Source organism: Martinezella hainanensis, assembly GCF_900094555.1.
Classification (GTDB): Bacteria; Pseudomonadota; Alphaproteobacteria; order Rhizobiales; family Rhizobiaceae; genus Rhizobium; species Rhizobium hainanense.
Window position 1 is genome coordinate 270,932 of the sequence record NZ_FMAC01000001.1, and the last position, 26,097, is coordinate 297,028.

Below are 26,097 nucleotides of genomic sequence, written 5' to 3' on the forward strand. Positions count from 1 at the left end.
TGTATTGTTTTAGAACAAAGCCTTTGCGGATTTGTTAAGCGGACTGGTTTCCCGGAGATGAAGAAAACAGCCTCTATCGATCGGCGCCTTTCCGGATGCGCCGTTGCGATAATGTTGCGTGCTCGTGGGAACGCGAGCCGAAAGTTTCCAAAGGAAGCACAGACTTCGACGGCCGATATTGGCTCTGCCCGCGGCACCACGCTGTGTTTTGGCTGTTCGGTCGATAGTCAGATCATTCCGCAGCGGTCCTGCCCCGACGACGGCCTGTGCGCTTTGCTTCTGGCACCTTGTCTTCGGCGGACAGAGCGGAATCTTCCCTCATGTCATCCTCAACCTCCGGCCCGTCTGCGAAATCCGACAGCGCATCGGCTGCGACATCCGACTGCCTGCCTCTTCTGCCGTCACGAACGATATGCAGCTCCTGATGCGGATAGGGAATGGAAATCCCCTCTTCGTTGAAGCGCTTCAGGATTTCGATGCGCAGATTGTTGCGGATTTCCATGCCATCGGAAAGATCGGACAGATAGAAGCGCATCTCGAAATCGAGAGACGACGGCCCGAAACGTAGGAACTCCACATGCGGCTCCGGATTCCTGAGAACCTTCGGGATCGAACGCACCAGCTCCAGCAGGATATCCATCACCTTGCGTGGATCGGCATCATAGCTGACGGATACGGGGATTTCGGAGCGAGCGAGCCTGTTGCGGTGCGTCCAGTTGCCGACCGACGCATTGATGAGCTCGGAATTCGGCACGATGATCGACTGCTTGCGGAAGGTCTCGATTTCGGTCGCGCGCACCGAGATGCGCTTGACGATGCCTTCCGATGTACCCGAGACGATCCAGTCGCCGACCTTGAACGGCCGCTCGACCAGCAGGATCAGGCCGGACACGAAGTTCGACACGATGTTTTGCAGGCCGAAACCGATACCGACCGAGAGGGCACTGGCGACGAGCGCCAGGCTGGACAAATCGATGCCGGCAGCGGAAATGGCAAAGATCGCTGCCAATGCTATGCCCAGATAGCCTATGCCGGTTCTCACCGAATTGCGGACACCCAGATCGACTTGCCCACGCGCCATGACATTGCTGTCGAGCCAGCGCTGGAACCAGCGCGTGACCAGATAGCCGCCCGCAAACAGCAGGATGCCAACGAAGATGCCGAGCAGCGAGATCGACATGTTGCCGATCTTGATCTCGGTAAATAGCCTGTAGGCAAAGACCTCCAGATCCTGAATGTGGAAGCCCCAGGAGAGCAGGATCAGCGGAATGCCCGTCAGCAGCGCGACGGCGTAGGTCGCAAGCCCGGCGGCAAGGCCGGCCTGATCGAGCGCCACTTCACGCAGCTTCAGGCGATTTTCCAAAAAGCGGCCGATGATCGTTTCGGCAAAGACGCCCTGCTTGGATACGGCCTTGCCGAGCTGGAAGCCGAGATACATGGTCGCAATGACGGCACTCGTCACAATCATCTGCGTTGCCATGAAACGGGCAAGCCCCACATAGCCGATGAACGAAGTGAAGATCACCAATATGCCGAGAACGCGAAGAATGATGGCCATGCCATGCGGCCAATGGCGGCCTGGCGCGTCCGGATCGCCGTTCTTGGCCAGCATCGGCGAGCCGAAGGAGGCAGCAATCAGGATGAGGCCGATCAGCAGTGCTGCCAGAAAGCTCTTGGCCACGGTAACGACGACCGGCGAACCCATGGACTCGCTGATGCGGTCGAAGACGTAATCCAGCCCGTTGACAACGGCCATCGCCTGCAGGCACCAGGTGAGCGAATGTGCTCCCTTGTTCGACAGCTTGACCAGGCGCCAATGCGGCCGAAACGGCGCAAAGACGGCATTGCTCAGGCGACCGACGAAATAGACGAGGCCGATGAAGCCGAAGACCCCCGCCAATATCGGCGCGATGTCAGGCCGCAGCACATTGAAATTCGAGAGGAAGAAGAATGAGGTGACGAGGAAGGCCGCCAGCGACAGCGTGCGGATCAAGGTCGACCAGAAGGCGACCGAGAGCCGGCTGATATAGGGCGGATTCTCGACAGCCTCATCCTGCACGTAGTAGCGGCGGAACAGCCGATAACCACCGGAGAGAAATATCAGCGCCGCCCCGATCGACAGGCAGACGGCGGCCAGGAATGAGGCAAGCTTGGCCTTGAGCACGAAGCCGATCCAGCTCGTCACAGCGGTGCTGAACTTGACGCCCTCGTCGACCAGAGCCGCCCCCGCATCATCGAATGTCGTGGTGGAAATCTCCGTCCGCTTGAATAGCGTCTCGGCAAACAGCTTTCGGCGCATCTCCATGAATTGCATCGAAAGCCGATTGGTCTCCGCGGTCAGATTGTCCGCATCGAGGATCACCGCGCTGATCTGCGAGCGCTCGGCATTGAGCCTCTCGCGTTCCTGCGTGACGATCGGAGCCTCCGGCGGCTGACCTTCCTTGGGAGCAGCACCGAGCTGCGTCAGGCGGGCATCGATCTCGGCGGTACGGGGTTTCAGGCGTGCGGAAATAGCGGCAGTGGTACGATTGAGATCGTCGACCTGGCCGGATAGCGCCACGAGCGTCTCGTCATCCAACGTTGCCTGTTTCGCCGCGTCCTGAAGCGACGCGTAGGTCTTCTTCGCTTTGCCAAGATCGGTAGCGGCTGCGTCCAGCAGCCCATTTGCGAGTTGCCCCGGCTGTTGATCCGTTTGCTGCGACGCCTGGGCCGGTTGCTGATCCTGCGCAAGGGCATCCCCGCCCGCCAGCGGGATGACGGCGGCAAATACGCCCAATCCCAGCAGCAGAAAAGGTAACAGAAAAAGACGAGATTTCAGCGGGCGCAAGCAGAGCTCCTCGTTGCACATGAAGTCGCAGGCAATGGATGACTGAAATCGCCGCAAAATGGAGACCCGAGTCGTCCTATAGCATGATTGCGAATTCCATAGTCTTTACGCGTACGCCTTGTAAGACAAAGAAAGGCGACACGAAGGCATCGATGCCCTTATCCTGTCCAGAACCTCGCTCAAAACCGGGTATCTCGCGCTCTCATCTTGGAGACGACTTGTCACACCGATCATTGTCCGCCCGGAAATAGGCCAGGAAAACACCTTGGCAATGGGTAGATCTATGCGCGTCCGCTCCGCAGGATCAGGATGAAGGCAACGCCTCCGGCAAGCCCGGTGACCACACCGATCGGCATGTCCTCCGGAGCCATGACCAGACGCGCGATGATATCCGCCCAGATCAACGTCAGCGCACCGAAAGCAGCGCTCAGCGGCACCACGCGCACATTATCCCCACCCACGATCAGCCGCACGAAATGCGGCACCATCAGCCCGACGAAGCCGATTGCGCCTGAAAAGGCGACCATTACGCCGGTCAGCAGCGCGGTGATGATGAAGAGCAACAGGCGAAACTGCGCGACGGCGATGCCGAGCGTAACTGCCGTTTCATCGCCCATCGCAAGCGCATTGAGCTCCCTCGTCTTCGGGAGAAGCAAGGCCAAGGAGAACAGCAGGATGCCGGCGGGATAGATAAGATGCTGCCATTGCGCCAGCCCCAGCCCGCCCAGCATCCAGAAGACAACGGTGTTGGCCGCTCTCGGATCACCCAGAAAGATCAGGAGGTTGCCGAGCGCCGTGAACACGAAGGCTACCGCCACGCCCGACAGCACGAGCCGATCGGCCGAATGCGAGCGCGTCAGGCGCGTCGTCAGCCCGACGGCCGCGGTAGCGAACAAGGCGCCGGCAAAGGCGAACAACGGCACCGTCAACAGCCCGAGGATCAGCCCGGTATGCAACAGCGCCAGGATGGCACCGAATGCCGCCCCGGAGGAAACGCCGAGGAGATGCGGGTCCGCCAATGGATTTCGCGTCAGCGCCTGCAGGACGGCGCCGGTGATGGCAAGCCCCGCTCCCACGAGCGCGGCCAGCACCACGCGTGGGAAACGGACGTCCCAGACAATGCTTTCCTGCCCGCTGGACCAGGCAACCGGAAAGCTACCGGCATGCAGTTTGTTGCCGACAATCGACCAGACGGTGGAGAAAGGAATGGATGCCGAACCGAGCGACACACCGGCGGTGATCGACAGGATGAAACCCATGGCGAGCAAGGGGATGAGGATGGAGAGGTTGAGACGCATGCTAAAATCTTGAGGAAGAGATCCGCCAATGATCGACTGGACGGATCGGCATTGCAGACGGTTACATGGAGCTCGGGTGAAAGGCCTTGGCCAGCGCGGCGATGGCCTCGATATTGCGCGGCCCCGGCGTCGCCTCGACATAAGGCAGCACGACGAAACGGTCATTCTTCACCGCATCGATGTTCTTGAAGGCCGGATTGCTCTTGAGGAAGGCAATCTTCTGCGCGGCGGTCACCTGGCCGTAATCCACGATGACGATCACTTCCGGGTTTTTCTCGATGACCGGTTCCCAGGATACCTCCGTCCAGCTCTTCTCGACATCATCCATGATGTTTGTGCCGCCGGCCGCCTCGATCATGGCAGTCGGGATGCCGTAACGCCCCGATGTGAACGGCTTCTCCTCACCGGAATCATAGACGAAGACGCGCGGCGGCTGATCGACATGGCCGATCTTTGCCTGGATCTCTGCGAGCTGCTTGCGATAGCCGGTAACGAGTGCCTCCGCTTTATCTTCGACGCGGAAGATCTTTCCGAGATTGAGGAGATCCACGAACATATCGTCCATGGTCGGCTTGTCCTTCTGCATGACGAAGATGCAGGATTCGGTGAGCTCGTAAACCTTGATGCCGAAAGGTGCGAGCGTTTCCGGCGTCACCTCGCCGCCCGCCTTCATGCCGTAGTTCCAGCCGGCGAAGAAGAAGTCCGCATTGGCGCCGAGAAGCACCTCCTTGCTCGGATATTTCGGCGACAGCTCCGGCAATTCCTTGACGCCTTCACGCAGCTTTTCATCCAAAGTCTTCCAGCCGGAAATGCCGGTATAGCCAACCATGCGATCCTGCAGCTTCAACGCCAGCATCATTTCCGTCAGATTGACGTCGTTCGAAATGGCGCGCTCAGGCGCCTTGTCGAAGGTGACGTCGCGATTGCAGCTGTGCACGGTGACAGGCTCTGCCAATGCTGCTCCCGCCAGCACGCTTCCGACAAGCAGGGCCGCGACAGATAGGGATATGCGAGAAAACATGAATAACTCCGGTGATCGTCTTATCGAAGAGAGAAGGAAAATCGTTGCGGGCCGCTTTCGCTGCAGTGCAGCCGAGCGCCAACCCTGAATGCGCTTGAAACATGCTCCGCGGTCAGCACGTCGGCCGGCTCGCCGTGGCCCGTGAGCCGCCCGCAATCCATGACGGCGACCTGGGTGGCAAAATCTGCGGCGAGGTTGATATCGTGCAGCGTCGTGATGATCGTCGGACCAAGCCCCTTGAGCAGTTCCAGAATTTCGAGCTGGTGCCGTATATCGAGGTGATTGGTCGGCTCGTCGAGGATGATGAGCTCCGGTTCCTGCGCCAAGGCGCGGGCAATCAGCGCCCGTTGCTTCTCGCCACCGGAGAGTGACGCGTACTGCCTCAAGGCCAAAGGCTCCAACTCCAGGCGAGCAAGAGCCGAGGTCGTCACGTCATGATCGCGATCGCTCCAGCGCGCCATACCCTTGCGGTGCGGAATACGCCCCATCAGCACGACGTCTTGCACGCTGAAGGGAAAATCGCCCGGCGTCTCCTGCGGCACCACGGCGATGCGCCGCGCCGCTTCCCGTGGACCGATGGACCACAAATCCACGCCGTCGAGACACACCCTGCCCCGATGCGGCTTCAGACCGCGATAGAGGCAACGCAGCAAGGTCGACTTGCCAGCTCCGTTCGGACCGATGATGGCAAGCCGAGCACCAGCCTCGACGGACAGCGTGATACCGCTGATGATCGGCATCCCCTTCTGGGGACCCCATGTAATGCCCTCGGCTTCCAGTCGCGCGCTTCGTTCGGACATGACCGGCTCCTATTGCAATACGACCAGCTGGCGTTCGGCTGAAACGATAGCGGCGGGAATGCGCGCAAGTGTCTTGCCTCCAAGCGCGGTCGGGCGTTCGCCTTCGCGGGTCAGCCCGTCGGGGCGGTCCCGATACAACTTCGCGAAAGAAACGAGCGCATCGATATCGCTCGCATCCTCGATGTCACCGAAGAGGTACGTCGCTTTTGCCGTCGCCTGGAAGGAGACCGTGCAAGGCCGCTCGCAGCCTGCCATGCAGACGCTGCCTTCAAGGCTGAAATCATCCGCGAGTGCGGCGCCAGCCTGGGAAATGGCCAACTGCAAATGCTTCAGGAGATCAAGGCCCGGCCGGCATGGTTTGCCGACATGGCGGCAATTGGTGCACACGGTAATCCGGTGCGTCGTGTCTTTTGCTTTGTCCATGAGATGCCTCCCGGAGATTTCGCCGGAGGCAAAGTCAAGATAGGGCCGGCGGACGCAACGGCGCCCTCGCCCAACCACTGATTTTCCATCGGAACACCCCGTCCGTTGCGGTTGATATCATCGATGGCAGGTCTCCTGGCTCGCGGGTCACAACTCGTTCGCGCCTTCCCGGCTTCAAGCCAGTGGCATATTGCGAACGCGCTCTCCGCTTACAGTTGCGGGGGCAGCCACGGTCTTGGCCCCTGATGGGTAATCCGCACCGTGTTCCCTTTTCAGCCGCCGTCGGGATCGATCCGAAGGCGGCACCATCTGCGGTATTCATCTCATAGAAAGCGGATACGGGCAACGGCGATGTCATATGCGTTTTCATTTGTCATGGAAGTTCGGTTTAGGTTATGGATTTTGGTTAGGTTATTACATTACAAAAGGCAAGCCGTTATCTACCTTTCGAGGTTAAAGCCGCAATATACGTGTGCGGAGAAACTGCGGAGTTGTTAGACAGCCTTGCACTGCGGATGGAAACGCTCCGCGACGCTCTCTGCCGCAGCATAGGCTTGCGTCACGATCTCAGGCACCAGATCGATGTCGGGGAGACTTCCAAGTCCTAAGGGGCCAATCGCAAAAAGCCCCTCCGTCGTGCGGCCGTTGACCTCGAGCGAGCCTGTCGCCTCTACGGCGAGACCGAGGCCAAGCTCGTCCGGCACCGCAAGGCCGGCATCGATGAGGCTGCGCAGCAAGGGCGCATTCAAATCCGGCGCCTGACACCGACAGTCAATCACATCGTCGGCGTAGAGCTGCTCGGTCTCCTGCCGTCCAGCGGGTCTCAAAACGAGCCCTGTCGGTGTCCGGCGGATGAAATGACCGCGCCGCAGCAGGGTATTGCCCTCGGCAAGCTCCTGATTGAGGCGCACATGCAGCGCCTCGGGCAGCCGATTGCGATGGCTGTCATAGAGCGCCCGCAAATGGCGGTTGAACTGCTGTTTCTGCCCCGCCGGCAGGGCTCGCCAAAGCGAGCGCGCATGCTTGCGCAAGCCGTTCATGACGGATTGCCAGCTCTGGCCATTCGCCTCCGCTTCACTACAAGCCTTGCGGACGAAGCGGACGATCTCGCTGAGCTTGCCGGGCATCTCATCGGCAGGAAAAACCGGATCGGCATTGTTACGCGTATGGCTCTGCGGCAGAAAACCCCGCCGCGAGACGATGGTGATCTGCCCCGTATAGCCGCTTTCACGCATCTGCAGCAGCCGATCGACGACACGCAGGCCGCTTCCGAGCAGGATCGTGTGCGGTCGCGACACGAGACGGCGTGCCCGCACCGTCGTCGGCACGGTCACGAGATCGCTGGCCTGGAACTCGTGATCAGTAATGCCGTAGCCTGTCGCCAGCACCACCATGTCGAACGGCGCATTGGCAGCGCCATCGCTTTCCACCACGAAGCGGCCGCCGCGGACGCGTCGAAGCCCGAAGACCGTCTCGCTGCTGACCTGCACCGCCACATCCCGCCGTGATGAGAAGGCTTCCGAAAAGCGCTGATAGACGTAGTCACTGAAAATGCTCTTCGGCACGAAGATCTGCAAGAAACCGGGTATGGCGGCGGGAACGGCGCTGCGGAAAGGCGCATTGCCGCAAAGCCATTGATTGAAATCGTCGGGATCCCCAGCGGAAACGGAAAGATCGCGAACGCGGCTGTTCAAGATCTCGCTGCTATGACCGGAGGCGAGCGCCTGTCCGCCGCTGACGCTGGAATTTGGGTCGAAAAGCTGCAGATGGAAGGGAAAGCGAACCGTCTTCATCAGCGCGATCGCCATCATCATGCCGGAAAAACCGCGCCCGATCACGGCGATGCGAGGCATCGCATAAGGCTGCGCTGTCGCGTTCGTCCTGGCGGAAAAGAATCCCTGAACCGTCATATCAACTCCTGGGGCGAGAGGTGGTCGATCATGCCTTTCTTGGGGCTTGCTCACTTTACAGGCCCGGAGACGCAGACATCGATACCGGGCCACGGCAACCTTGGAACTGCGGCTGACAGAACGCACAAAAGCCGCTTCCGTTCTCAATAAACGTCGCGCTTCTTCAATCGGGAATCCCTTCCAAATAAAAGATGCGACAGGCAGGTCCAACTCTGATCCAACACCAGATGCCTGCAATCGGCCGCCATATGATTACTTCGTCAAAAGCCATCAGGCAGCAGGATTATTGCCATTGTCTACTTATTTAGTCGTATATGAAAGCGCGAAAACGCTCCGCTAGCAAGCGCTTTCTTGTCTGGGCGGTGCAGGGTCGACGACGCAGCAGCACAGAAAACGGCGGATGATCGGACCCCTTCATATCCTGCACTTGCTTCAATCGGCAAAAAGGGAAAGCAATTCCAAGCTCTAGGGTCAGCCTATGAAGCGGCTTTCGATATTCATTGACCGCAGGAGAGAGAGTTCACAACTCGCTATCCCCAACGCTCCCTATCGGATTGCGCGCTTACAATTTCCGCGGTCGACGCCTATCATGCCGGGCGGCGTGATACGAACTCGCCAGGAAAATCCATTGTAGACTTCGCCTATCGAATTTAAGATCGCAGCGATTTGCCGCGCCTGAGAAACCGACCTGGCGCCGGCCGAGGAGTGGTGAATGGGGACTGTTTCGCAGTTGCACGAACGCGTCAGGCCACCCGCCCATCGCGTCCAAAGCGAAGAGGAAGCGCTCGACATCGCACGTTCGCTCGCGGCCGGCTTCGCTCAGCAGGCAAGCGATCGCGATATCAACCGCATCCTGCCCTATGACGAAGTCGAGGCTTTGTCTCAATCGGGCCTGCTTGGGATTTCCGTTCCTTCGGAACATGGCGGCATCGATATTTCGAACTGCGTTCTCGCCGAGGTTATTGCCATCCTCGCGGAAGCAGATCCTTCCATAGCACAGATATTGCAAACGCATTTTCATGTGCTGGAAGCGGTAAGAATTGCGGGTGGCGAGGACCAACGAGCCTCCCTTTTCGACCGCGCCATTACAGGCGATCGTTTCGGCGGCATCTTTTCCGAGCCTGATGCAAGCGGCACCGACCAGCATTCCTTGCATCTGACGGCGGATGGGCTTGGCTTCCGCGCCAACGGTCGGAGCCGACCTTCCGCCAGCATTCTTTTTTCGGACTGGATCGCGCTATTCGTGCCGGACAAACGCAAGGGACTGATAGCCGTCGTCGTGTCCAGAAATACGGAGGGCATCCAGATCATCGACGACTGGGATGGCTTTGGTCAACGCACCTCCGGAAACGGCACGACCATATTGCATAATGTCTATCTCAATGCCGATGCCCTGCTCCTGCACCAGGAAAAGCTGACTGAACCGACAGTGATCGATTGCGTGAACCAGCTCACGCGCGCCGGCATCAATCTCGGTATTGCCCGCTCGGCGCTAGCGGCAACGATGGAATTCGTACGGGCTCGCCCTCACTCAAGGGAAAGTAACGGCGATGAGCGAGCGGTCAATGATCCGCTGATCGTGACGAGGATCGGCGAGATTGCCGTCCGCATCGAAGCAGCGACGGCGATGGTGGAGCGTGCCGGCGGCAAGATCGATGCCGCGCAGATCAATCTCACCGAAGATCATGTCATCGATGCCGCACTCTCCGTTGCGGCGACCCAGACGATTACGGCCGAGATTGCGATGGAAGCAGCCGACACGCTGTTCGAGCTTGCGGGCACGGAGTCGGCGCGCATCGGTCTCAACCTCGACCGCCACTGGCGCAACGCCCGCATTCACACGCTGCATGAACCGGCCCGCCGGAAATATCACATCGTCGGCAACTACCATCTCAACGGCGTAAAGCCATCGAAAAACTCATTACTTTAATCGGCGTCAGGGCGTCGGCAAAGTCAGCCGATATGCGAAGCGCGACGATCTTCCCGTTCCGGGATATCAGCATCCGCGCCGCCGGCAACGAACTGCTCCAGCGACATGTTGTCGAGAATCTCGGCAATTGCGTCGCGCACCTCGGTCATGGAGCGCCGAACCTGACAGCGCTCCGGATCGGAACAGTCGTCGCAGGCTTCATAGGCCGTGCGGCTGGCGCAGCGAATCGGCGCCAACGGGCCGTCCAGTGTGCGAATGACGTGGCCGATGCGGATTTCCGATGCGGGACGCGACAGCGAATAACCGCCGCCCGGACCTTTCTTCGAACGCAACACGCCGGCATTTCGCAATTCGAGCAGGATGGTATCGAGAAACTTCTTCGGAATATTGTTGCGTAACGCGATATCGTTGATGAACGCCGTTTCACCCGGACCGAGGCGTGCGAGATCCACCAGCGCCTTCAATCCGTATTTTCCTTTTTTCGTAAGCATCGCCGTCCGCTTTACTGCAAAGTCGATTGTTGAAACCCGGCGCGTCTCGAAAGAGACTCAACGGGCCGGTCTTGTCAGCATGGACTGCGGAAGTAACCCCGCAAGCCCTTACGAACAAGACAGTAACTCACAAATTGTATAGTTTATATGAGTAAATTTAGGCAATTGTATCGCCTAAGCAACGAATTTGCGGTTTTTCTTGGATTTAGGCGGCGCTGCTGTCCAAATATGCCTTCCCTTGCCCACGTCTGTAATCGTCGATCGCGCCGGCCACCTGGTCGGCCACCAAAACGGCGTGCTCGACCACCTCGGGCAACCCCATCAATTCGCCAAAGGTTCCGCGCGCAAGCGGTCCGGAGATAAACAGGGAAGGAACCACCGTTCCATCGCCGGCAAGCGCCCGCGATCGCATGTCGCAGGAAAATCCCAGCCGTGCGGGATCCATCGCAAGATATCCGGCCCTCGATAGCTCATCGATCCAGCCCTGCGATTGCAGAATCCCACGGTGCCCTGGTCCGGTGGTGACCACGACCGCATCGAATTGCCTTTCAATAGACAGCTCTGAACGGCTGAGTTGCAGGGTGCAGTCGACTACGCCATCGGCAACGCCGACAGCCGCGACCGAAGCCGCTAATATTTCCAGCCGGCCGCTTGCAAGCGCCCCTTCGCTGACGGCCTCCACCTGCGGCGCAACACGAAACCGATGTACATCCCAGAACGGCCTCAGATGCCGGACGAGACGCCGCCGCTCCTCGATCGGCAGCGCATGCCAGATTTGCCGGCCTTGCGCCCGCACCTGATCGATGACGGCATGCCAGCTGCGACCTTCGCCCTGCGCTTTGCGGATGGCGGCGCGCACGCGGCGCAGGAGATCGATTGCCGTTTTCGATGGCTGGGCAGCGAAATCGCCAAATGGTTCCTGCTTGATCGCCGCATGGCCGCGCGAACGCAGACCACGTCGGGATATGGCGGTGACCGGCCCCTTGTGACCTCTGAGCGCGAGCGAGGCAATGACGTCGGCTGAAGTCAGACCATTGCCGACGACCAGAACGCGATCCCCGGCGCGAATGGCCACAAGCGCATCCGGTCGCGTCGGATCGGGAACGAAACGCGGGTGATCGGCAAGGGCATCCTGCAGCACTTGTGGCGGCAAAGGAGACGGATGGCTGGTGGCGATGACAAGAATATCAGCATCCACGCGCTCTCCATCAGCACCGGTGACTGTCCAGCGGCTGCCCGTCCTCTGGATGCGCTCGACGCTTTGTCTGACATGGACGAGCCGCCCATTCTCAACGAAAGGATGGATCATGCTATTGATATAATTGCCGAAAACGGAGCGTCGCGGGAAAAAACCACCATTGGCGGCAACCGCTGCATCATCATCGGCAAGCGCATCACTCTCCAGCAGCCAGCGCTGAAAATGTTCGATGTCATCGGGCAGCAGGCTCATCTTCGCCGCCGGCACATTGATGCGGTGGGCAGGATCTTGCGTATCGTAGGCAAGCCCTGCGCCCAAACGCTCCCTTGGCTCGAATATAAAGAGCTGACCGGCCTGCACCGACTGCTTCTGTAGCAGATGAAAGGCAACCGCTGTCCCGGAAACACCGCCGCCGACTATGACGATAACAGGCAGATCAGGCGCCTGGTGGTCCGAGCCAATGGTCAACAGCCAACTCCCTCCAGATCGATCACCACGCGAATTCTGCATCCATCGGGCAACCGCAATTATCATTGAAATAAAGATATACTCTATAAAATTTATTGACAACACGATTGCAGCGCGTGCCCACTCCCTCTGCAACCAACGGCAGTCAATACAATGCTGATATGCCTTTGCAAACAAGTGGTTATTTGTGCCTCGCACAACATTGTTTTTGCACCGCAGGATGCAAAAAACTTGGCATACGCCTGCTGGAGGAACATACTGGCGGTTGTCCTGGTTCGTGTTCTCTGTGGGAGGAGAAACATCATGGAACTACTTCGTCTGCTCACTGCGTTCGACTATACGTTGGTGCTGATTCTGGCCGCCATCTTTATATTCAGCGTCATGGAAGGCGGACATAGGAAGCACTGATCGCACACGGTCGAAAGCTTTGGCCGTTGCCGTCAGACGGACATGTCTGATGCGCGTTGAAATGCGCAGCGGAACCATCTGGAAAGCCCTCAGATCGACATGATCAGGCTCTCGGCGAAGCCGCCTATAGCAACGACAGAATTTGCTGACGCAGATAGGCCGCCGCTTGGCGAACCTCCTCCTCTCGGAACCTCCAATCATCCTGGGTTTCCCCCAGATAGGCATCTCGGGCAAGCTGCACTGCCGTTCGGGTTACTTGTTCGGACAGGCGTGGCATGACCCAATCGGCAGCGATGTCCTTGCTGACGAATTCTCCCGTCGCGGCCGTTCTCCACATACGGGCTAGTGTCAGCAGCACATTCCGCTCATCTCCGTGCAGATTGGCAAGCAAGGTTGGCAGCGCATCCCGTATAGCGCGCCCTGTATCTTCCATTGGAATTTCAGCGAGAAGATTGCCAGGAGCCGGGCCGAACAGCGTTAGAGCCTGCTGTCGCGCCTGAGCCAGGACGAGCGTGATGTCCGGATCGCAAAGAGGCTCAGGGAACCCGCCGGCCTCGAAACTGTCGCGCAACCATTCACCATAGATGAACTCACCACACGCCGGAAAAGCCGGTGCTGCAAGATGATCCTTCAGAAACACCATGAGTTCGATGCAGCGCGGAGCACCGGGCCGGACGGGGTAACGACCCGAAACCCCCAGCAGACGAGCAAGCAGGCGTTTGCGCATGGAATCGGTCATCGGGAGATCGATGATTACCAAAACATCCACATCGCTTTGCGGCCGCAGTCCGCCCGCGACCGCCGATCCGTGCAGATAGACGGCCTGGAGATGGTCACCGAAAACATCCTTGGCAATTGCCAGAGCCACCCGGGCTTCCGGCGGAATTTCTGGTGTTGCAGTCTGCATGCAATCTCCGAACGTGATCATTCCCATATGATGATCGAAGAGCCGTTTTTGCAGACCAACGCAAGCTCTTCATCTTTATAGCCGTCAAATCAGAAAGTATGGATCTCGCAAGATCCTAAATAGGAGCCGGATCGAAGTCTTTTGATTTGAGAACGAAACCGCGTAATTACACTTGCAAAAATCAAAGCCAACATTGCAGCACAGGATTGTATAATCCGACACATCTATTTATGGGTCCGTGAAAAATATTCCACAAGCTTCGCGCAAACAATTCCTAGGATATTTCCCGACATCGACAAGACATGAAGCAAAGGGGATATACTTATGAGTTACGACTGGGATGGTACAAAGACACGCCGGATGAGAAGGCTGAAATATGGGCTTTCCCTATTTCTCTTCACAATGTCGATAACCGCACCGACTGCGTTTCTGCTGCACCTGCGCTGATCCAGTGCGGCTTTCCGCTTGTCGGACGTACTCCGATCGGCAGCGGAATTTTATCTCGAAGCAATGGTTGCAACATCCAGAGCCAATCCACCGCGACGGGGAACCAAAGCAAGCCTCCGTTCGTTCCTAATGGCACTTTCCGCTATCAAGGAGAACATCATGGCAGACGTCTCGCTGGACAAGGATATCAATGCTCAGATCAACGAGCTCCGCAGCCAGATCGATAAGCTCTCTACCGAACTGGCGAGACGGATCGACAGTGCTTCGGATCGTGCCGACGAGGCTCTTTCTTCGGCAAGAGGAAAAGTTGCAAGCATCGCGGATCATGCTCGCTCCGAGGGCCGGAACGTGGTGCAGGCCGCCCGGGAAAATCCAACGGCCACGAGCTCCGTCCTGATCGTGACGGCGCTTCTCGGCCTCTTTACTGGCCTTCTTCTGGGTAGACTTTCCGACTGATGCGACACCTCTCAGATGAAAACGTGACCAGCCGTTGATCAAGCCTGCGGCCGATTGCGGGCGAGCGGTTATACAAGCGACGGTGTTTGCCGGATTGAAGCGTCGATCATTTGCAACCAGCTTATAAATTTGCTGTCCGCGGCGGAAGCAAAATGCGGAAAATGAATTGGAAACCGTTTCCAATTTCCCGGAAATCGCGCAGCCGAAAACCCTTGAGGCGCTGCAAACTATTCAACGATTTCAAGAGGTTTTTGGTGGGTGATGTAGGGCTCGAACCTACGACCCGCTGATTAAGAGTCAGCTGCTCTACCAACTGAGCTAATCACCCGTACCGCTTGCTGGCGGCGTGACCGGGCATATAAATAGGATCGGTTTGATTGTCCAGCGGCCAGACGAATTTTCTTTGTCTTTTTGTCAAAAAAATTTCAGAGGCGGCGGAAAACTCAATAAAATCAAAGCTCAAGAATTCCTGACGCAACACGCACCGCCTGGCCGCCGATACGAGCATTGGCGATCAGTCCGCCATCGATGTCGAGGTGAAGATGAATCAGCGACGGCCGCCCCATCTCTATGCCCTGCTCTATGATAACAGGATGATGCCCATCCGGCAGCGCGTCGAACTGATTGATGGCACCGGATAGCGCCGCCACTGCAGCACCTGTCGCCGGGTCTTCGACGATACCCATTCCCACGGGGAACATGCGCGCATGGAATTTGGCGACGTGATTGACGCCGCCGCGACAATAAATGAAAGCTGAGGCAAGCGCGCCATCGACGAAGGGCACCGTCTTTTCCCAGAGCTGCAGATCGAATTCCAGCCGTTCCGCCGCGCCGACATCATGCACGGGCACCAGAAGGAACGGCACGCCGGCACTCCAGATCGAGGGAACATGGTTTTCGAAGCCGATCTCGGTGATTTTCAGGCTGAGCGCGTTGGCGATATCGGCTCTGTCGAGCGGCAGAAGGATCTCCTGCGACTTCTTCGGCAGATCGAACTCGGCAAAGCTTGCCCTGTTCTGCCGCAACTTGATGGCGCAGCGCACCGGCCCGACGCGCTCGTCGAGAACGGAGACGAGATCAAGGTCTCCGCCATGATTGGCATGGGCCTTCTCCGCCAAGGCGATCGCTGTGCCGACGGTCGGATGTCCGGCAAAAGGCAGTTCGCGGCCTGGCGTGAATATTCGCAGGCTTGCCGTATGGGCGGGATTTTGCGGCGGCAGCACGAATACGGTCTCGGAAAGGTTCATCTCCCTGGCGATCGCCTGCATCGCCGCGTCGCTCAACCCCTCGGCATCGAAGATGACCGCGAGTGGATTGCCCGCCAGTTTGCTGTCGGTGAACACATCATAGACACTGTAGCTGCGCGCCAATCCGGCCTCCATCCATGCTTCCAGACTTGATTATTCATAACGGCAAGCGACCCCAGCGCAAGCCTAAGCTATCTGCCGCCACCGAAGAACCAGGAGAGGATCGGCAGCATCGCGACATTGTAGCGCTGCGCCGCAGGATCAGCCGAGCGAATTGCGACCACACCGTCGACTTCATCCTCTTCGGAAATCAGCACATGCGCCTCGATTCGCCGCAACATATCCTCGGCCGTCCAGGGGAAGCGGAAAACACGGAAGAGCGTGACCGAACGACTTATATGGGCAGCGTAGTATTGAGGATCTGCGGTCGCATCATTCAGATCCAGACCGGTTTCCTCCAGCACTTCCCGCCGCATGTTGCCAGCTATATCGGCATGCCCGTCGACGATATCGTTCTCATCCAGCGATCCGGCGGCGCAATAGACCTGTCCGGGATTGGCCGTGTGTGGCGCCATGCGGATCGCGATGATCGCACCATCGGACGACACCACGACCGCAAGGCCGAAAAGGTGAAAGCCACCCGGCTGCCTCTGCCTGCGCCACCAGAGAAACGTCGAGAAAGACGTCACATACGATTCCCCCGTCACAACGCCATCGACAATCGACAGTCGATGCTGAAAGACCATGCGGCCGTCGTAAAGGGCGGGATTGGCGTCGATTTCCCGCGCCCAGTTCTCCTGAGCGGCCTCTCGTTCCCGCAGATGGAAGGGATGCTCCCCGGGGAGCACGGCAAGATCGATGCTGGAAACGGGAAACACGGTACCTTCCGGCGGCCAGCCGGCCATGTCGTTCTGTTCTGAGATGCTCATATCAAATCCAATGTCATGACGACGGGGCAATGGTCCGAGGCCTTTGGCCTGTCCCAGCCGACGCGCGGATAGCGCTCCACCTCCTGCCCCGGTGGGAATATGGTTCGAAAAGGCTGGCCCGATCGGACGATATCGGGAGAGCGCTTCGCATTGGCGCGCGCCAGAGCCGGAGAGAGCCAGATATAGTCGAGCTGGCAAAGCCGTTGCTCCTGTGGCCCGCGCGCATGGTAGAGCGTCCAGCGGTCAAGCTCGTCTCGCCGCCGCACGACATTTTCGGCAAAGCCGTCATGGCTGAAGGCATCGAGCGCACTGCCCTTCTCCTCGCTCCGCGGCTCGAAGCGATAGCCGGTGCGGCGCGTGCCGATGACATCGATCCATTCCTGGTAGTCGTTCATGTCGCCGCAAATCGCGAAATTCTTCGACGCCGTATGACCTGCGCCAAACCGATCTTCGATGATGCGACGAACGGCCAGCGTCTCGGCGCGGCGGCCCCATCGATTTCAGATGGATGACATAGAGCGAAAACGGCACGCCGCCGATGTGAAGATGCAGTTCCAGGCAATCGCGCTTGAAGATCTTGTCTTCCACATGGTGGCCGAGTTCCGCCAGCTCGTCGTTGAAGAGCCCGAAATCGCTATAGGTCACCATGGCGTGACTCTTGATGTCGTTGAGCACGATCGGCTGGCCGTCACGCGTCTCCTCGCGCATCATCACGGCAACATCGATACCGCGGCTGTCATTGCCCTCGATCAGATATTTCTGCCGATAGCCATTGCCGACCATGCGGTAGAGATAGCCATATTCGAAGGCCTGGAGCGCCGCCATGTTGTCCACTTCCTGCAGGCAGATGATGTCGGCATCGGCGTCTGCGATCGCGAGCGCGGTCATCTGCCTGGTGTCGTCGGTCGCGGCGACCACCCGCGCCGCCTCCAGCTGCTGATAGACTTCCTCGTTACGGACATCGAAGAGCTGCAGCACGCGATCCTGGCGCAGCTGGTTGCGAAAACCGGTGTAATCGAAACGGGTCAGAAGGTTTTCGACATTGAAGGTAGCGAGGCGCAGGGACATGAAGCATTCCAGTTTATCAAGAATATGAGCCGGCTCACCAAGCCGGCATCAGCCGGCTTTGGCTGTTACGGTCGATTTGAACTTGCCCATCAGATAAGGGCCGGAGAGAACCGGAGCGTATTTCGGCTCCTCGCCTTCCTTCAGGCATGACGGCAGGCAGGCGATCTCGGCAAACCAGTTCGGCTGATGAAAGAAGGCTAGGGATTGTCGGCGCTGCATGCCCCCCTCCTCCTGCGGCGGATTGACGACGCGATGGACGGTCGAAACCCAGCGATCATTGGTCCACAGCGCCATGAGGTCGCCGATATTGATGACGAAAGCACCCTCCACCGGCGGCACCGGCGTCCAGTTGCCGTCAGGCGCAATGATCTCGAGCCCCTTGGAGCCAGGCTGCGGCAGAAGGATCGTCAGGCTGCCGTAATCGGTATGCGCGCCGGCGCGAAGCTGGCCCGGCTGCGGCGGCACATGCTGCTCGGGATAGTTCAATGCGCGCAGTGCGCTGATCGGTGCATCGACATAGGAATCGAAGAAATGTTCGTCGAGACCAAGCGCCGTTGCGAATACGCGCATGATACGCGCCGCCAGATCCTCCATCGCCCCGTAATAGGCCTTCCATGCCCCCGCAAACCCTTCTGGTCCCTCCGGCCAGATGGTTGCGGCATAGCAAAAGCCGAGTGCTTCCGGGTCGGTCATGCCAGCCGGAACGGAAAGCGGACCGCCATTGAAGCTCTCTTTCAGATCTGGCGGCGTATCGACATTGCGCGATTTCGCAAGCGCCTCAGTCCCAGGCCCTAGATAGCCGTAAGGGTAACCGGGATAGAGCGTCTTGGCGCGCTGCTTCACCTCGGGCGGCAGATCGAAAAAAGTCTGCGTCTTCTTCCAGACCTCGGCGATCACGGCATCGGCGATGCCGTGGTTGGCAATCGCCAGGAAGCCGGTCGAGCGGCATATCCGATCCACCTCCGCGCCGAGCCGCTTTTTCTCGTCATCACCGGCCACCTCGAAAGCGCCGAGATCGAAAATCGGAAAGCTATGATCGGACATGAGCGACTCCCATTCGTGACGTCGAGCAAATCAAGCATAGGAGACGACGGGGAACAACCATCTTGTCCCCAGCCCGATCAAAGCCGCCATACCGAACGGATGGCAACCGGATAAACATCACCCGCAGCAACAGCCTCGCGGCTATAGGCCCGCAGCGCCTGCCCATCCGGCATCGACAGCCTCATCGCATAGCGCTCGCCCTCATAGAGAACGGAAACGACCCGGCAGGAAATACCCTCGGCATCGGCAAGCACGTCCTCCGGCCGCACGAGGATATCCGCAAGCGCCGAGCCATTTGCACGGTTCTCCCAAAGGCCCTGGAAAGACGACCAGTCGATGCGTCGTGGCCCGCCATCGGGAAAAGCGAGCGACAGGATGGCACCCTGCCCGACAAGGCCGCCGACCATTTTTCCTTCGGGACGCGCGTAGATCTCAGCCGGCGGTGCCACCTGCAGCAGCCGCCCCTCGGACATGACGGCGACGTCGGTCGCAAGCGCCATCGCCTCGCTCTGGTCATGCGTGACATAGACCATGGTGGCGCCCGAGCGCTGATGAAACTCGCGGAACGTCTCCTCCATCTCCTTCTTCAGGTGACGGTCGAGGTTGGCGAGCGGTTCGTCCAGCAGCACGACATCGGGCGATGTCACCAGGCAGCGAGCAAGCGCCACGCGCTGCCGCTGACCGCCGGAGAGATCGGCGGGCCTGCGTTCGGCATAATCGCCAAGACGTACGGTCGCCAAGGCCTCGCGCACTTTCTCGCGGTAGCCTTCGCCCGAAATGCCGCGCACCTTCAGTGGATAGCCAACATTGTCGGCGACGTTCATATGCGGCCAGAGCGCGTAGGATTGAAATACCATCGCCATGTTGCGCCGCTCCGGCGGCAGCATGTTTGCGGCATCGGCCAGCAGCCGCTCGCCGAGATGGATGGAACCATCCGTCGGCTGCTCGAAACCAGCGATCATTCTGAGCACGGTCGTCTTGCCGCAACCGGAGGGGCCGAGCAGCGCCAGGAAACCGCCCTCGCGAACATCGAGCGACAAGGCGTTGACGGCAGCGCGGCCGCCAGTACCAAAATCCTTGCTGATATGATTGAGGATCAGCTTCGCCAAGGCACGACTCCTTTCGGCAGGCGCTTGGCCATGATCTCCAGAAGCACCATCATGATGACAACCATGGCGATGACGATGACCGACATGGCCGAGGCAAGATCGGCGCTGCCGCCATCGTCGAGATTGTAAATGACGACGCCAAGCGTTTGAGTGCCCGCCGACCAGAGCAATGCCGAAACGGTCAGCTCGTTGCAGGCGATGAGGAAGACGAGGATCACCGAGGCACCCGCCGCCGGCGCGATCAGCGGCACGATGATGTCGGTCAGGCGGCGGAAGAAGCCGGCACCGGAAAGACGCGCCGCCTCTTCCAGCGCCGGATCGAGCTGCAGGAAGGCGCTCATGACCGGCTTCAGGCTGACAGCGAAATAGGCGGAGAAATAGGCAAGCAGGATGATCCAGATCGTCCCGTAAAGCGTAATGTTGAGGATCGGCAGCGGGGCCGCAAACACCAGGATGAAGCAGACGGCGATGATGATGCCCGGGAGCGAATACGGGATCTCGATCATGCCGCCGACGATGCGGCTCAGCATGTCCTTGCGCCGTGTCAGCGCATAGGCCGCAAGCACTGTCACCAATAGGAGACCGAGCGCTGTCATGCCCGCAAGGAACAGCGAGTTGGAAAAGGCGGTGCGCGTGATGCTCTGCCTAAACAGGATCTCCGTGAAGGCGTTGAGCGATGCGGTCTTGAAGGTAAGCGGCACGCCATAGGCTGGCACGAGCGCGCCTGCGACCAGCGCCAGGAAGGGCGCGACGAGCATGACGAAGAGGATGGCGCAGAGCACCGGCAGCGCCAGGTAGCGCCAGCGACCGAGCGAAAAGGCAGCCGTCGCGCCGGAAATGCCGATCACGCGATAGTCACGCCCCTTCAAGGCCCTACCCTGCACGGCAAGCCCCGCAACGGCAATGACGGCGATCATCGTCGATAGCACCGCGATATCTCCGAAGGTGCGCGGCCCGAAACTGGAAAACTTGGTGAAGATCAGCGTCGACAGCGTGTAGATCGAGGCGGGAATGCCGAGGATGGCGGGAATGCCGAAATTGCCAATGGACGAAACGAAGGCAATCGCAGCTCCGGCAATGACACCGGGCAGAGACAAGGGCAGGATGATATCGCGGAAGACGCGCAAACCGGAGGCTCCAGAAAGCCTTGCGGCCTCGACACCATCGCGCGGCAGCGCCATCAGACCGGCGCGCAAGGCGAGATAGACGAGCGGCGCATGCTGAACGCCATAGAGCAACGCGATGCCGCCGACTGAATAAAGCGGCTGCGGCGAGCCAAGCGGCGGCGCAATATGCAGCGCTTTCAACAAGGGGCTCGATGGTCCCGACATCTGCACCCAGGCAAGCGCCGTCACCTGCGGCGGGATCATCATCGGCAGCACGAACAGGAAGCCGAGCAGTCCCCTGCCCGACAGATCCGTCAGCGTTAGCAGGAATGCGAAGAGGCAGCCGAGCAAGACGGAAACGATGGTGCCGAGCACTGCCGTTTCGATCGTGTACCAGGCCGAGCGCCAGAGCGCCGGATCGGTGATGAGCTCATAGGCGCCGCCTCTCAGCAGCGCCTCGATGCCGGCAAGCGCCAGCCGCGCCAGCGGCAGGACGCTGAGCAAGAGCACGACGGCAACAACAAAAGGAAACAGCCAGGCCGGCTGGCTGTTTCCCTTACGCACATATCCGTACATTCCAAATCCGGGTCGGATTACTTCGACTTGAAGTAGGTGGAGAAGGTCTTCAGGTCCTGATCGGTATTCTTGAGAGCATCGGCTGCATTCAACGGCAAAACCTTGATGCTGTCACGTGCCGGGAAACCTTCCGGCAGCGGCGTGCCGTTACGCGCCGGAATGTAGCCGAGCTTCAGGAAGCCTTCCTGGCCTTTTTCGGAGAGAACATAATCGACGAATTTCTTCGCGGCGTCGGCATGCTGCGTGCCGGCGAGAATGCCGACCGGCTCGGTGACCGCCGAAACGCCCTCCTTCGGGAAGACGAATTCCAGGGGCGCGCCCTTGGCCTTTTCGCGGATCGGCATGTAGTCGACGATCATGCCATAGGCCTTCTCGCCGGAAGCGACGGACTTCAGCACGGCGCCGTTGCCGCCGGAAGCGATTGCGCCATTGTCAGCGAGGTTCTTGTAATAGTCCCAGCCGAGGCTGCTGACGCCGGCAAGCGTCTGCGCGTGGATGAGAGCGGCACCTGAAGCAAGCGGGCTCGGCATGGCGACGAGACCCTTGGCTTCCGGCTTCACCAGATCCTGCCAGCTTGCCGGCTTCATCGCGGCGGCGGTGTTGTAGACGATGCCGGTCGTGATCAGCTTGGTGGAGTAGTAATAGCCATCGGCGTCATAAAGCGCAGCGTCGTAATTCGCAGCTTCCGGCGACTTGTATGCGAGCAGCCTGCCGGCTTCCTTCAGGCGCTCCAGCGTCACCGTGTCGGCGATCAGCAGGACGTCAGCGACCGGAGCGCCGGCCTGCATTTCAGCCTGCAGCTTGGCGATGATCTGCGGCGTGCCGTCACGAACCCAATCGACCTTGATGCCGGGATTGGCGGCCATGAAGCCATCGACAGTCGCCTGCGCATCAGCATTCGGCTGGCTGGTGTAGAGGACGAGATCGGCAGCGTTTGCGGCACCGGAAAAAAGGGCAATGGCCAACAGGCCGGCAAAGGCGGAAACAAAGGTCTTCATGAAAACGTCCTCGGCTAGGTTGTAGGAGGGTTGTCTAGACGCACGGCTTAACATGATTGTGACAGTTGAATTTGAATAGATTGCCGTTCGTACGATGATTGAATCTTGACCATCGCCATCCAGCACTATTTCTTGACGTACGTATTTCAGATGGGATCGAGGAGGATAGATCTATGGAATATCGCTTGCTTGGCCGCTCCGGCCTCAAAGTTTCCACCATCACCATGGGCACCATGACCTTCGGCGGAGTCGGCTGGGCAAAAACCGTCGGCGATCTCGGCATCAAGGACGCAAAGAAGCTTGTCGACATGTGCATCGATGCCGGCGTCAACCTGCTCGACACGGCCGACGTCTACTCGCAAGGCGCCTCGGAGGAAATTCTCGGCGAGATCATCGGCGGCCCCCGCAAGAACGGCGTGCTGATCGCCACCAAGGCGCGCTTTCCGATGGGTCCCGGCGTCAACGATGTCGGTTCCTCCCGTCAGCATCTCATCCAGGCCTGCGAAGCAAGCCTGAAGCGCATGAAGACCGACGTGATCGACCTCTACCAGCTGCATGAATGGGACGGACAGACGCCGCTGGAAGAGACGATGGAAGCGCTCGACACATTGGTTCGCCAGGGCAAGGTCCGCTACATCGGCTGCTCGAATTTTTCCGGCTGGCACATCATGAAGGCGCTTGGCGTCAGCGAACGCGACAAGCGCGAACGTTTCGTCAGCCAGCAGATCCACTACACGCTCGAAGCCCGCGACGCGGAAAACGAACTGGTGCCGATCAGCATCGACCAGGGCCTCGGCATCCTCGTCTGGAGCCCGATTGCCGGTGGCCTGCTATCCGGCAAGCATCGCCGCAACCAGGCGACACCAGAGGGCACCCGCCAGTTCGCCGGCTGGACGGAACCGCCGATCCGCGATGAAAACCGCCTTTGGAATATCGTCGATACGCTGGTGGAGATTGCCGAGGGTCGCGGCGTTTCGGCCGCTCAAGTGGCGCTTGCCTGGCTCATCGGCCGCAAGGGCGTGACGTCGGTCATCATCGGCGGCCGCACGAAGGCTCAGTTCAAGGACAATCTCGCGAGCGCCGAGCTGAAGCTCACGGACGAAGAACGCAAGCGGCTGGATGATGTCAGCCTGCAGCCGCTGATGTATCCCTATTGGCACCAGCGCAACACGGCCAGCGACCGCCTGAGCGAGGCCGATCTTGCACTGATCGGCCCGCATCTGGCGAAATAAGAAACTCCTTCTCCCCGCGGGGAGAAGGTGGCCCGAAGAGTCGGATGAGGGGGCTAAGCCCGGTTTGAATTCATGGGTTTTCGTACTCTTGGCAGCCCCCTCATCCGCCTGACGGCCCCTTCTCCCGAAGGGAGAAGGGGTTGCGCGGCAACGATTTCATTTCACATATGATTGCGCTTCTCTCGTGGGAAGCGGCGAAGCTTAGGCCGCTATCGCCCCGATTTCGCCTGATATCAGCTTGCCGAGCCGCGAGATGCCCTCTTCTATCATCTCGTCATTGGCGCAGGAGAAGCTGACGCGGAAAGTGTTCGCACCGCTGCCATCGGCAAAGAAGGCCTGACCGGGCACGAAGGCGACCTTCGCCGTTTCCAGAGACCGGGCCAGCAGCTTGGCGCCATCCATGCCCTTCGGCAGGGTGACCCAGACGAACATGCCGCCTTCAGGCTTCGTCCAGCTCGTGCCCTCTGGCATGTACTTCGCGAGTGCGGCCAGCATGCAGTCGCGGCGGTGGCTGTAGGTCTTGCGGACCTTGGCGACCTGGGCCTCGAACCCGCGCTCGGCAACCTGATGGATTGCGATCTGGTTGATGGTCGAGGAATGCAGATCGGCGGCCTGCTTCATCAAGACCAGCTTGCGGATGACAGGCGCATTGGCGACGACGAAGCCGACGCGCAGGCCGGGCGCCAGCGTCTTGGAGAAGCTGCCGCAATAGATCGTGCGCGTGTCGTTGATATTGCCCTTGCGCGCGATTTCGAGCGCCAGGATTGGCGCGACCGGCTCGCCGTCGTAACGCAGCGACTGATAGGCAGCATCTTCGATGACGGCGATATCGAGCTCTTCCGCCAGATCGAGCAGCTTTTCGCGGCCGGCCAGATCGACCGTCTCGCCCGTCGGGTTGGCGAAATCGGCCGAGAGATAGGCGAACTTCACCCTGCCACCCGCCTGCGAGGCAGCGGCGCGATAGGAGTCCGGAGTACGGTTGCCGTTCGGCGTCAGCTGATCGTAGGTCGGCTCATAGGCGTTAAAGGCCTGCAGCGCACCGAGATAGGTCGGCGCCGTCACCAGTGCCGTATCCTTCGGCGACAGGAAGAGCTTGCCGAGATAATCGAGCCCCTGCTGCGAACCGGAAACGATGAAGACGTTCTCGAGCTCACAGGGAATACCGAGCGCCGCCATCTGTCCAACCAGCCATTCGCGCAGCGGCTTATAGCCTTCGCTGACTGAATATTGCAGCGCCGCGTTGACCGTCGGACCGGAAAATATATCGGCATAGGCCTGTTTGAATTCGGCATCCGGAAACAGTGCGGGATCGGGAATGCCGCCGGCGAACGAGATGATGTCAGGCCGCTCCAGCAGCTTCAGCAGTTCGCGGATTTCGGAGGCGCGCATACGGCTCGAACGCGTCGCAAAGATATTTTCCCAATTCAACATGGGGTTTCCTCGTAATTTTCGGTCTTTCCGACACAAGATCACGCAACAAAAGATAAGTCAACAATGCTGACCTATTTTGTTTGTCACCGTGACAGATATTGTCAGGCTTTCCTGCTAGCAGTGGTCTCTCGAATGAAAAAAGCGAGCGCCAGGCAACAATGAGCACCGACCCGACATCGTCCTTCTATACTGACAATGCAGCCCTCTACGCCGCGCGCGACCGCAACCTGCCGAGAAAGCGGCTTGATGCCTTCCTCGACGCCTTGCCCGCCGGCGCGCCCATCCTCGAACTGGGTTGTGGCGGCGGCCAGGATGCCGCCTACATGCTCTCGCGCGGCTTCGACGTCACGCCCACGGACGGCTCTGCCGAGCTCGCCAGGGAAGCCGAAAGCCGCATCGGTAGGCCCGTTCGAATCATGCGCTTCGAAGCCCTGGATGCCACGGAGGCTTTCGGTGGCGTATGGGCGGAAGCCAGTCTCTTGCATGTTCCGCGATCCGTCCTGCCGGATGTCTTCGACCGCATTTTGCGCGCCTTGAAAAAAGGCGGCATTTTCCACGCCAGTTTCAAGGCGGGAGAAGCAGAAGGCCACGACAAGTTCGGGCGCTACTACAACTACCCTTCCGCCGCGTGGCTTGAGGCTATGCTGAGCGCCGGAGGATGGAAAGACATCATCATGACCGAAGCCGATGGCGGCGGCTTCGACGGTGAGCCGACAAGATGGCTCCACGTCAAAGCCCGAAAATAAAAAGGCCGGAGCTTTCGCCCCGGCCCT

General features: G+C 59.4%; 20 protein-coding genes, 1 tRNA gene, 1 pseudogene and 1 riboswitch. Of the genes and pseudogenes, 4 read left to right on the plus strand and 18 right to left on the minus strand.

Features of this window, described 5'->3' with window-relative positions:
* Positions 1-232 precede the first annotated feature (232 nt).
* The 6 genes from GA0061100_RS01300 to GA0061100_RS01325 form a co-directional block, all read right to left on the minus strand.
* Positions 233-2,827 carry a mechanosensitive ion channel family protein gene (locus tag GA0061100_RS01300; RefSeq protein ID WP_075851836.1) on the minus strand — a complete coding sequence of 865 codons (2,595 nt, stop codon included), beginning with the start codon at positions 2,825-2,827 and terminating at the stop codon, positions 233-235.
* A 281-nt stretch (positions 2,828-3,108) separates the two neighbouring features.
* Positions 3,109-4,125, minus strand: a complete 1,017-nt coding sequence (locus GA0061100_RS01305) for a FecCD family ABC transporter permease (protein ID WP_075850816.1) — start codon at positions 4,123-4,125, stop codon at positions 3,109-3,111.
* A 61-nt stretch (positions 4,126-4,186) separates the two neighbouring features.
* The gene (locus GA0061100_RS01310; RefSeq protein ID WP_075850817.1) at positions 4,187-5,146 is read right to left on the minus strand and encodes an ABC transporter substrate-binding protein; all 960 of its coding nucleotides are present in this window, start codon (positions 5,144-5,146) and stop codon (positions 4,187-4,189) included.
* A 20-nt stretch (positions 5,147-5,166) separates the two neighbouring features.
* Complete coding sequence (locus tag GA0061100_RS01315) at positions 5,167-5,946, minus strand: ABC transporter ATP-binding protein (protein WP_075850818.1); 780 nt, start codon at positions 5,944-5,946, stop codon at positions 5,167-5,169.
* A 9-nt stretch (positions 5,947-5,955) separates the two neighbouring features.
* On the minus strand, positions 5,956-6,369 hold the full coding sequence (locus GA0061100_RS01320) for a DUF1636 family protein (protein ID WP_075850819.1): 414 nt from the start codon (positions 6,367-6,369) through the stop codon (positions 5,956-5,958).
* 108 nt (positions 6,370-6,477) lie between these two features.
* Positions 6,478-6,694, minus strand: a riboswitch (cobalamin riboswitch).
* A gap of 169 nt (positions 6,695-6,863) precedes the next feature.
* Positions 6,864-8,279: an FAD/NAD(P)-binding protein gene (locus GA0061100_RS01325; RefSeq protein ID WP_075850820.1), complete on the minus strand. Its 1,416-nt coding sequence runs from the start codon at positions 8,277-8,279 to the stop codon at positions 6,864-6,866.
* A gap of 712 nt (positions 8,280-8,991) precedes the next feature.
* On the opposite strand from GA0061100_RS01325, the gene GA0061100_RS01330 reads away from it, so the two are divergent.
* The gene (locus GA0061100_RS01330) at positions 8,992-10,209 is read left to right on the plus strand and encodes an SfnB family sulfur acquisition oxidoreductase (protein ID WP_075850821.1); all 1,218 of its coding nucleotides are present in this window, start codon (positions 8,992-8,994) and stop codon (positions 10,207-10,209) included.
* A 23-nt stretch (positions 10,210-10,232) separates the two neighbouring features.
* Here GA0061100_RS01330 and GA0061100_RS01335 read toward each other — a convergent pair whose 3' ends face one another.
* From GA0061100_RS01335 to GA0061100_RS01345, 3 genes are all read right to left on the minus strand, one after another.
* Complete coding sequence (locus GA0061100_RS01335) at positions 10,233-10,700, minus strand: RrF2 family transcriptional regulator (RefSeq protein WP_075850822.1); 468 nt, start codon at positions 10,698-10,700, stop codon at positions 10,233-10,235.
* Between the two features lie 205 nt (positions 10,701-10,905).
* A complete protein-coding gene (locus GA0061100_RS01340) occupies positions 10,906-12,366 on the minus strand; it encodes an FAD/NAD(P)-binding protein (protein ID WP_075850823.1) in 1,461 nt (486 codons plus the stop codon).
* 532 nt (positions 12,367-12,898) lie between these two features.
* Positions 12,899-13,681, minus strand: coding sequence for an aminoglycoside adenylyltransferase family protein (locus GA0061100_RS01345; RefSeq protein ID WP_075850824.1), 783 nt, complete (start codon positions 13,679-13,681; stop codon positions 12,899-12,901).
* A 606-nt stretch (positions 13,682-14,287) separates the two neighbouring features.
* Here GA0061100_RS01345 and GA0061100_RS01350 point away from each other — a divergent pair.
* Complete coding sequence (locus GA0061100_RS01350) at positions 14,288-14,584, plus strand: hypothetical protein (RefSeq protein WP_092716051.1); 297 nt, start codon at positions 14,288-14,290, stop codon at positions 14,582-14,584.
* Between the two features lie 252 nt (positions 14,585-14,836).
* Here the strand turns inward: GA0061100_RS01350 and GA0061100_RS01355 are convergent.
* From GA0061100_RS01355 to GA0061100_RS01390, 8 genes and pseudogenes are all read right to left on the minus strand, one after another.
* Positions 14,837-14,912, minus strand: a tRNA-Lys gene (locus tag GA0061100_RS01355).
* A 124-nt stretch (positions 14,913-15,036) separates the two neighbouring features.
* Positions 15,037-15,954, minus strand: coding sequence for a PhzF family phenazine biosynthesis protein (locus GA0061100_RS01360; RefSeq protein WP_075851837.1), 918 nt, complete (start codon positions 15,952-15,954; stop codon positions 15,037-15,039).
* A gap of 68 nt (positions 15,955-16,022) precedes the next feature.
* Complete coding sequence (locus GA0061100_RS01365) at positions 16,023-16,760, minus strand: NUDIX hydrolase (RefSeq protein ID WP_075850826.1); 738 nt, start codon at positions 16,758-16,760, stop codon at positions 16,023-16,025.
* Positions 16,757-17,828 (minus strand): annotated as a pseudogene (locus GA0061100_RS01370) (endonuclease/exonuclease/phosphatase family protein). Before GA0061100_RS01370 ends, GA0061100_RS01365 begins: the two are co-directional and overlap by 4 nt.
* Positions 17,829-17,876: 48 nt before the next feature.
* Positions 17,877-18,872 (minus strand): isopenicillin N synthase family dioxygenase, encoded by a 996-nt coding sequence (locus tag GA0061100_RS01375; protein ID WP_075850827.1) that lies wholly within the window; start codon positions 18,870-18,872, stop codon positions 17,877-17,879.
* A gap of 77 nt (positions 18,873-18,949) precedes the next feature.
* Positions 18,950-19,981, minus strand: a complete 1,032-nt coding sequence (locus GA0061100_RS01380; protein ID WP_075850828.1) for an ABC transporter ATP-binding protein — start codon at positions 19,979-19,981, stop codon at positions 18,950-18,952.
* Positions 19,969-21,663 (minus strand): ABC transporter permease, encoded by a 1,695-nt coding sequence (locus tag GA0061100_RS01385; RefSeq protein WP_075850829.1) that lies wholly within the window; start codon positions 21,661-21,663, stop codon positions 19,969-19,971. Before GA0061100_RS01385 ends, GA0061100_RS01380 begins: the two co-directional genes overlap by 13 nt.
* Before the next feature lie 17 nt (positions 21,664-21,680).
* Complete coding sequence (locus GA0061100_RS01390; protein WP_075850830.1) at positions 21,681-22,661, minus strand: ABC transporter substrate-binding protein; 981 nt, start codon at positions 22,659-22,661, stop codon at positions 21,681-21,683.
* Positions 22,662-22,834: 173 nt separating this feature from the next.
* Between GA0061100_RS01390 and GA0061100_RS01395 the strand changes: the two genes are divergently transcribed.
* Positions 22,835-23,893, plus strand: a complete 1,059-nt coding sequence (locus tag GA0061100_RS01395; RefSeq protein ID WP_075850831.1) for an aldo/keto reductase — start codon at positions 22,835-22,837, stop codon at positions 23,891-23,893.
* Positions 23,894-24,094: 201 nt separating this feature from the next.
* Here the strand turns inward: GA0061100_RS01395 and GA0061100_RS01400 are convergent, their stop codons facing one another.
* Positions 24,095-25,324, minus strand: a complete 1,230-nt coding sequence (locus tag GA0061100_RS01400) for an aminotransferase-like domain-containing protein (RefSeq protein ID WP_075850832.1) — start codon at positions 25,322-25,324, stop codon at positions 24,095-24,097.
* Between the two features lie 158 nt (positions 25,325-25,482).
* Between GA0061100_RS01400 and GA0061100_RS01405 the strand changes: the two genes are divergently transcribed.
* Positions 25,483-26,070, plus strand: a complete 588-nt coding sequence (locus GA0061100_RS01405; protein ID WP_075850833.1) for a class I SAM-dependent methyltransferase — start codon at positions 25,483-25,485, stop codon at positions 26,068-26,070.
* The last annotated feature ends 27 nt before the right edge of the window (positions 26,071-26,097 follow it).

What these genes read in the sequence shown, in the direction of transcription:
- GA0061100_RS01325 (WP_075850820.1), bottom strand. Translation starts at nt 8,279, where the DNA reads ATGACGGTTCAGGGATTCTTTTCCGCCAGGACGAACGCGACAGCGCAG.
- GA0061100_RS01375 (WP_075850827.1), bottom strand. Translation starts at nt 18,872, where the DNA reads ATGTCCGATCATAGCTTTCCGATTTTCGATCTCGGCGCTTTCGAGGTG.
- GA0061100_RS01345 (WP_075850824.1), bottom strand. Translation starts at nt 13,681, where the DNA reads ATGCAGACTGCAACACCAGAAATTCCGCCGGAAGCCCGGGTGGCTCTG.
- GA0061100_RS01320 (WP_075850819.1), bottom strand. Translation starts at nt 6,369, where the DNA reads ATGGACAAAGCAAAAGACACGACGCACCGGATTACCGTGTGCACCAAT.
- GA0061100_RS01335 (WP_075850822.1), bottom strand. Translation starts at nt 10,700, where the DNA reads ATGCTTACGAAAAAAGGAAAATACGGATTGAAGGCGCTGGTGGATCTC.
- GA0061100_RS01305 (WP_075850816.1), bottom strand. Translation starts at nt 4,125, where the DNA reads ATGCGTCTCAACCTCTCCATCCTCATCCCCTTGCTCGCCATGGGTTTC.
- GA0061100_RS01365 (WP_075850826.1), bottom strand. Translation starts at nt 16,760, where the DNA reads ATGAGCATCTCAGAACAGAACGACATGGCCGGCTGGCCGCCGGAAGGT.
- GA0061100_RS01350 (WP_092716051.1), top strand. Translation starts at nt 14,288, where the DNA reads ATGGCAGACGTCTCGCTGGACAAGGATATCAATGCTCAGATCAACGAG.
- GA0061100_RS01400 (WP_075850832.1), bottom strand. Translation starts at nt 25,324, where the DNA reads ATGTTGAATTGGGAAAATATCTTTGCGACGCGTTCGAGCCGTATGCGC.
- GA0061100_RS01385 (WP_075850829.1), bottom strand. Translation starts at nt 21,663, where the DNA reads ATGTACGGATATGTGCGTAAGGGAAACAGCCAGCCGGCCTGGCTGTTT.
- GA0061100_RS01310 (WP_075850817.1), bottom strand. Translation starts at nt 5,146, where the DNA reads ATGTTTTCTCGCATATCCCTATCTGTCGCGGCCCTGCTTGTCGGAAGC.
- GA0061100_RS01330 (WP_075850821.1), top strand. Translation starts at nt 8,992, where the DNA reads ATGGGGACTGTTTCGCAGTTGCACGAACGCGTCAGGCCACCCGCCCAT.
- GA0061100_RS01315 (WP_075850818.1), bottom strand. Translation starts at nt 5,946, where the DNA reads ATGTCCGAACGAAGCGCGCGACTGGAAGCCGAGGGCATTACATGGGGT.
- GA0061100_RS01395 (WP_075850831.1), top strand. Translation starts at nt 22,835, where the DNA reads ATGGAATATCGCTTGCTTGGCCGCTCCGGCCTCAAAGTTTCCACCATC.
- GA0061100_RS01390 (WP_075850830.1), bottom strand. Translation starts at nt 22,661, where the DNA reads ATGAAGACCTTTGTTTCCGCCTTTGCCGGCCTGTTGGCCATTGCCCTT.
- GA0061100_RS01405 (WP_075850833.1), top strand. Translation starts at nt 25,483, where the DNA reads ATGAGCACCGACCCGACATCGTCCTTCTATACTGACAATGCAGCCCTC.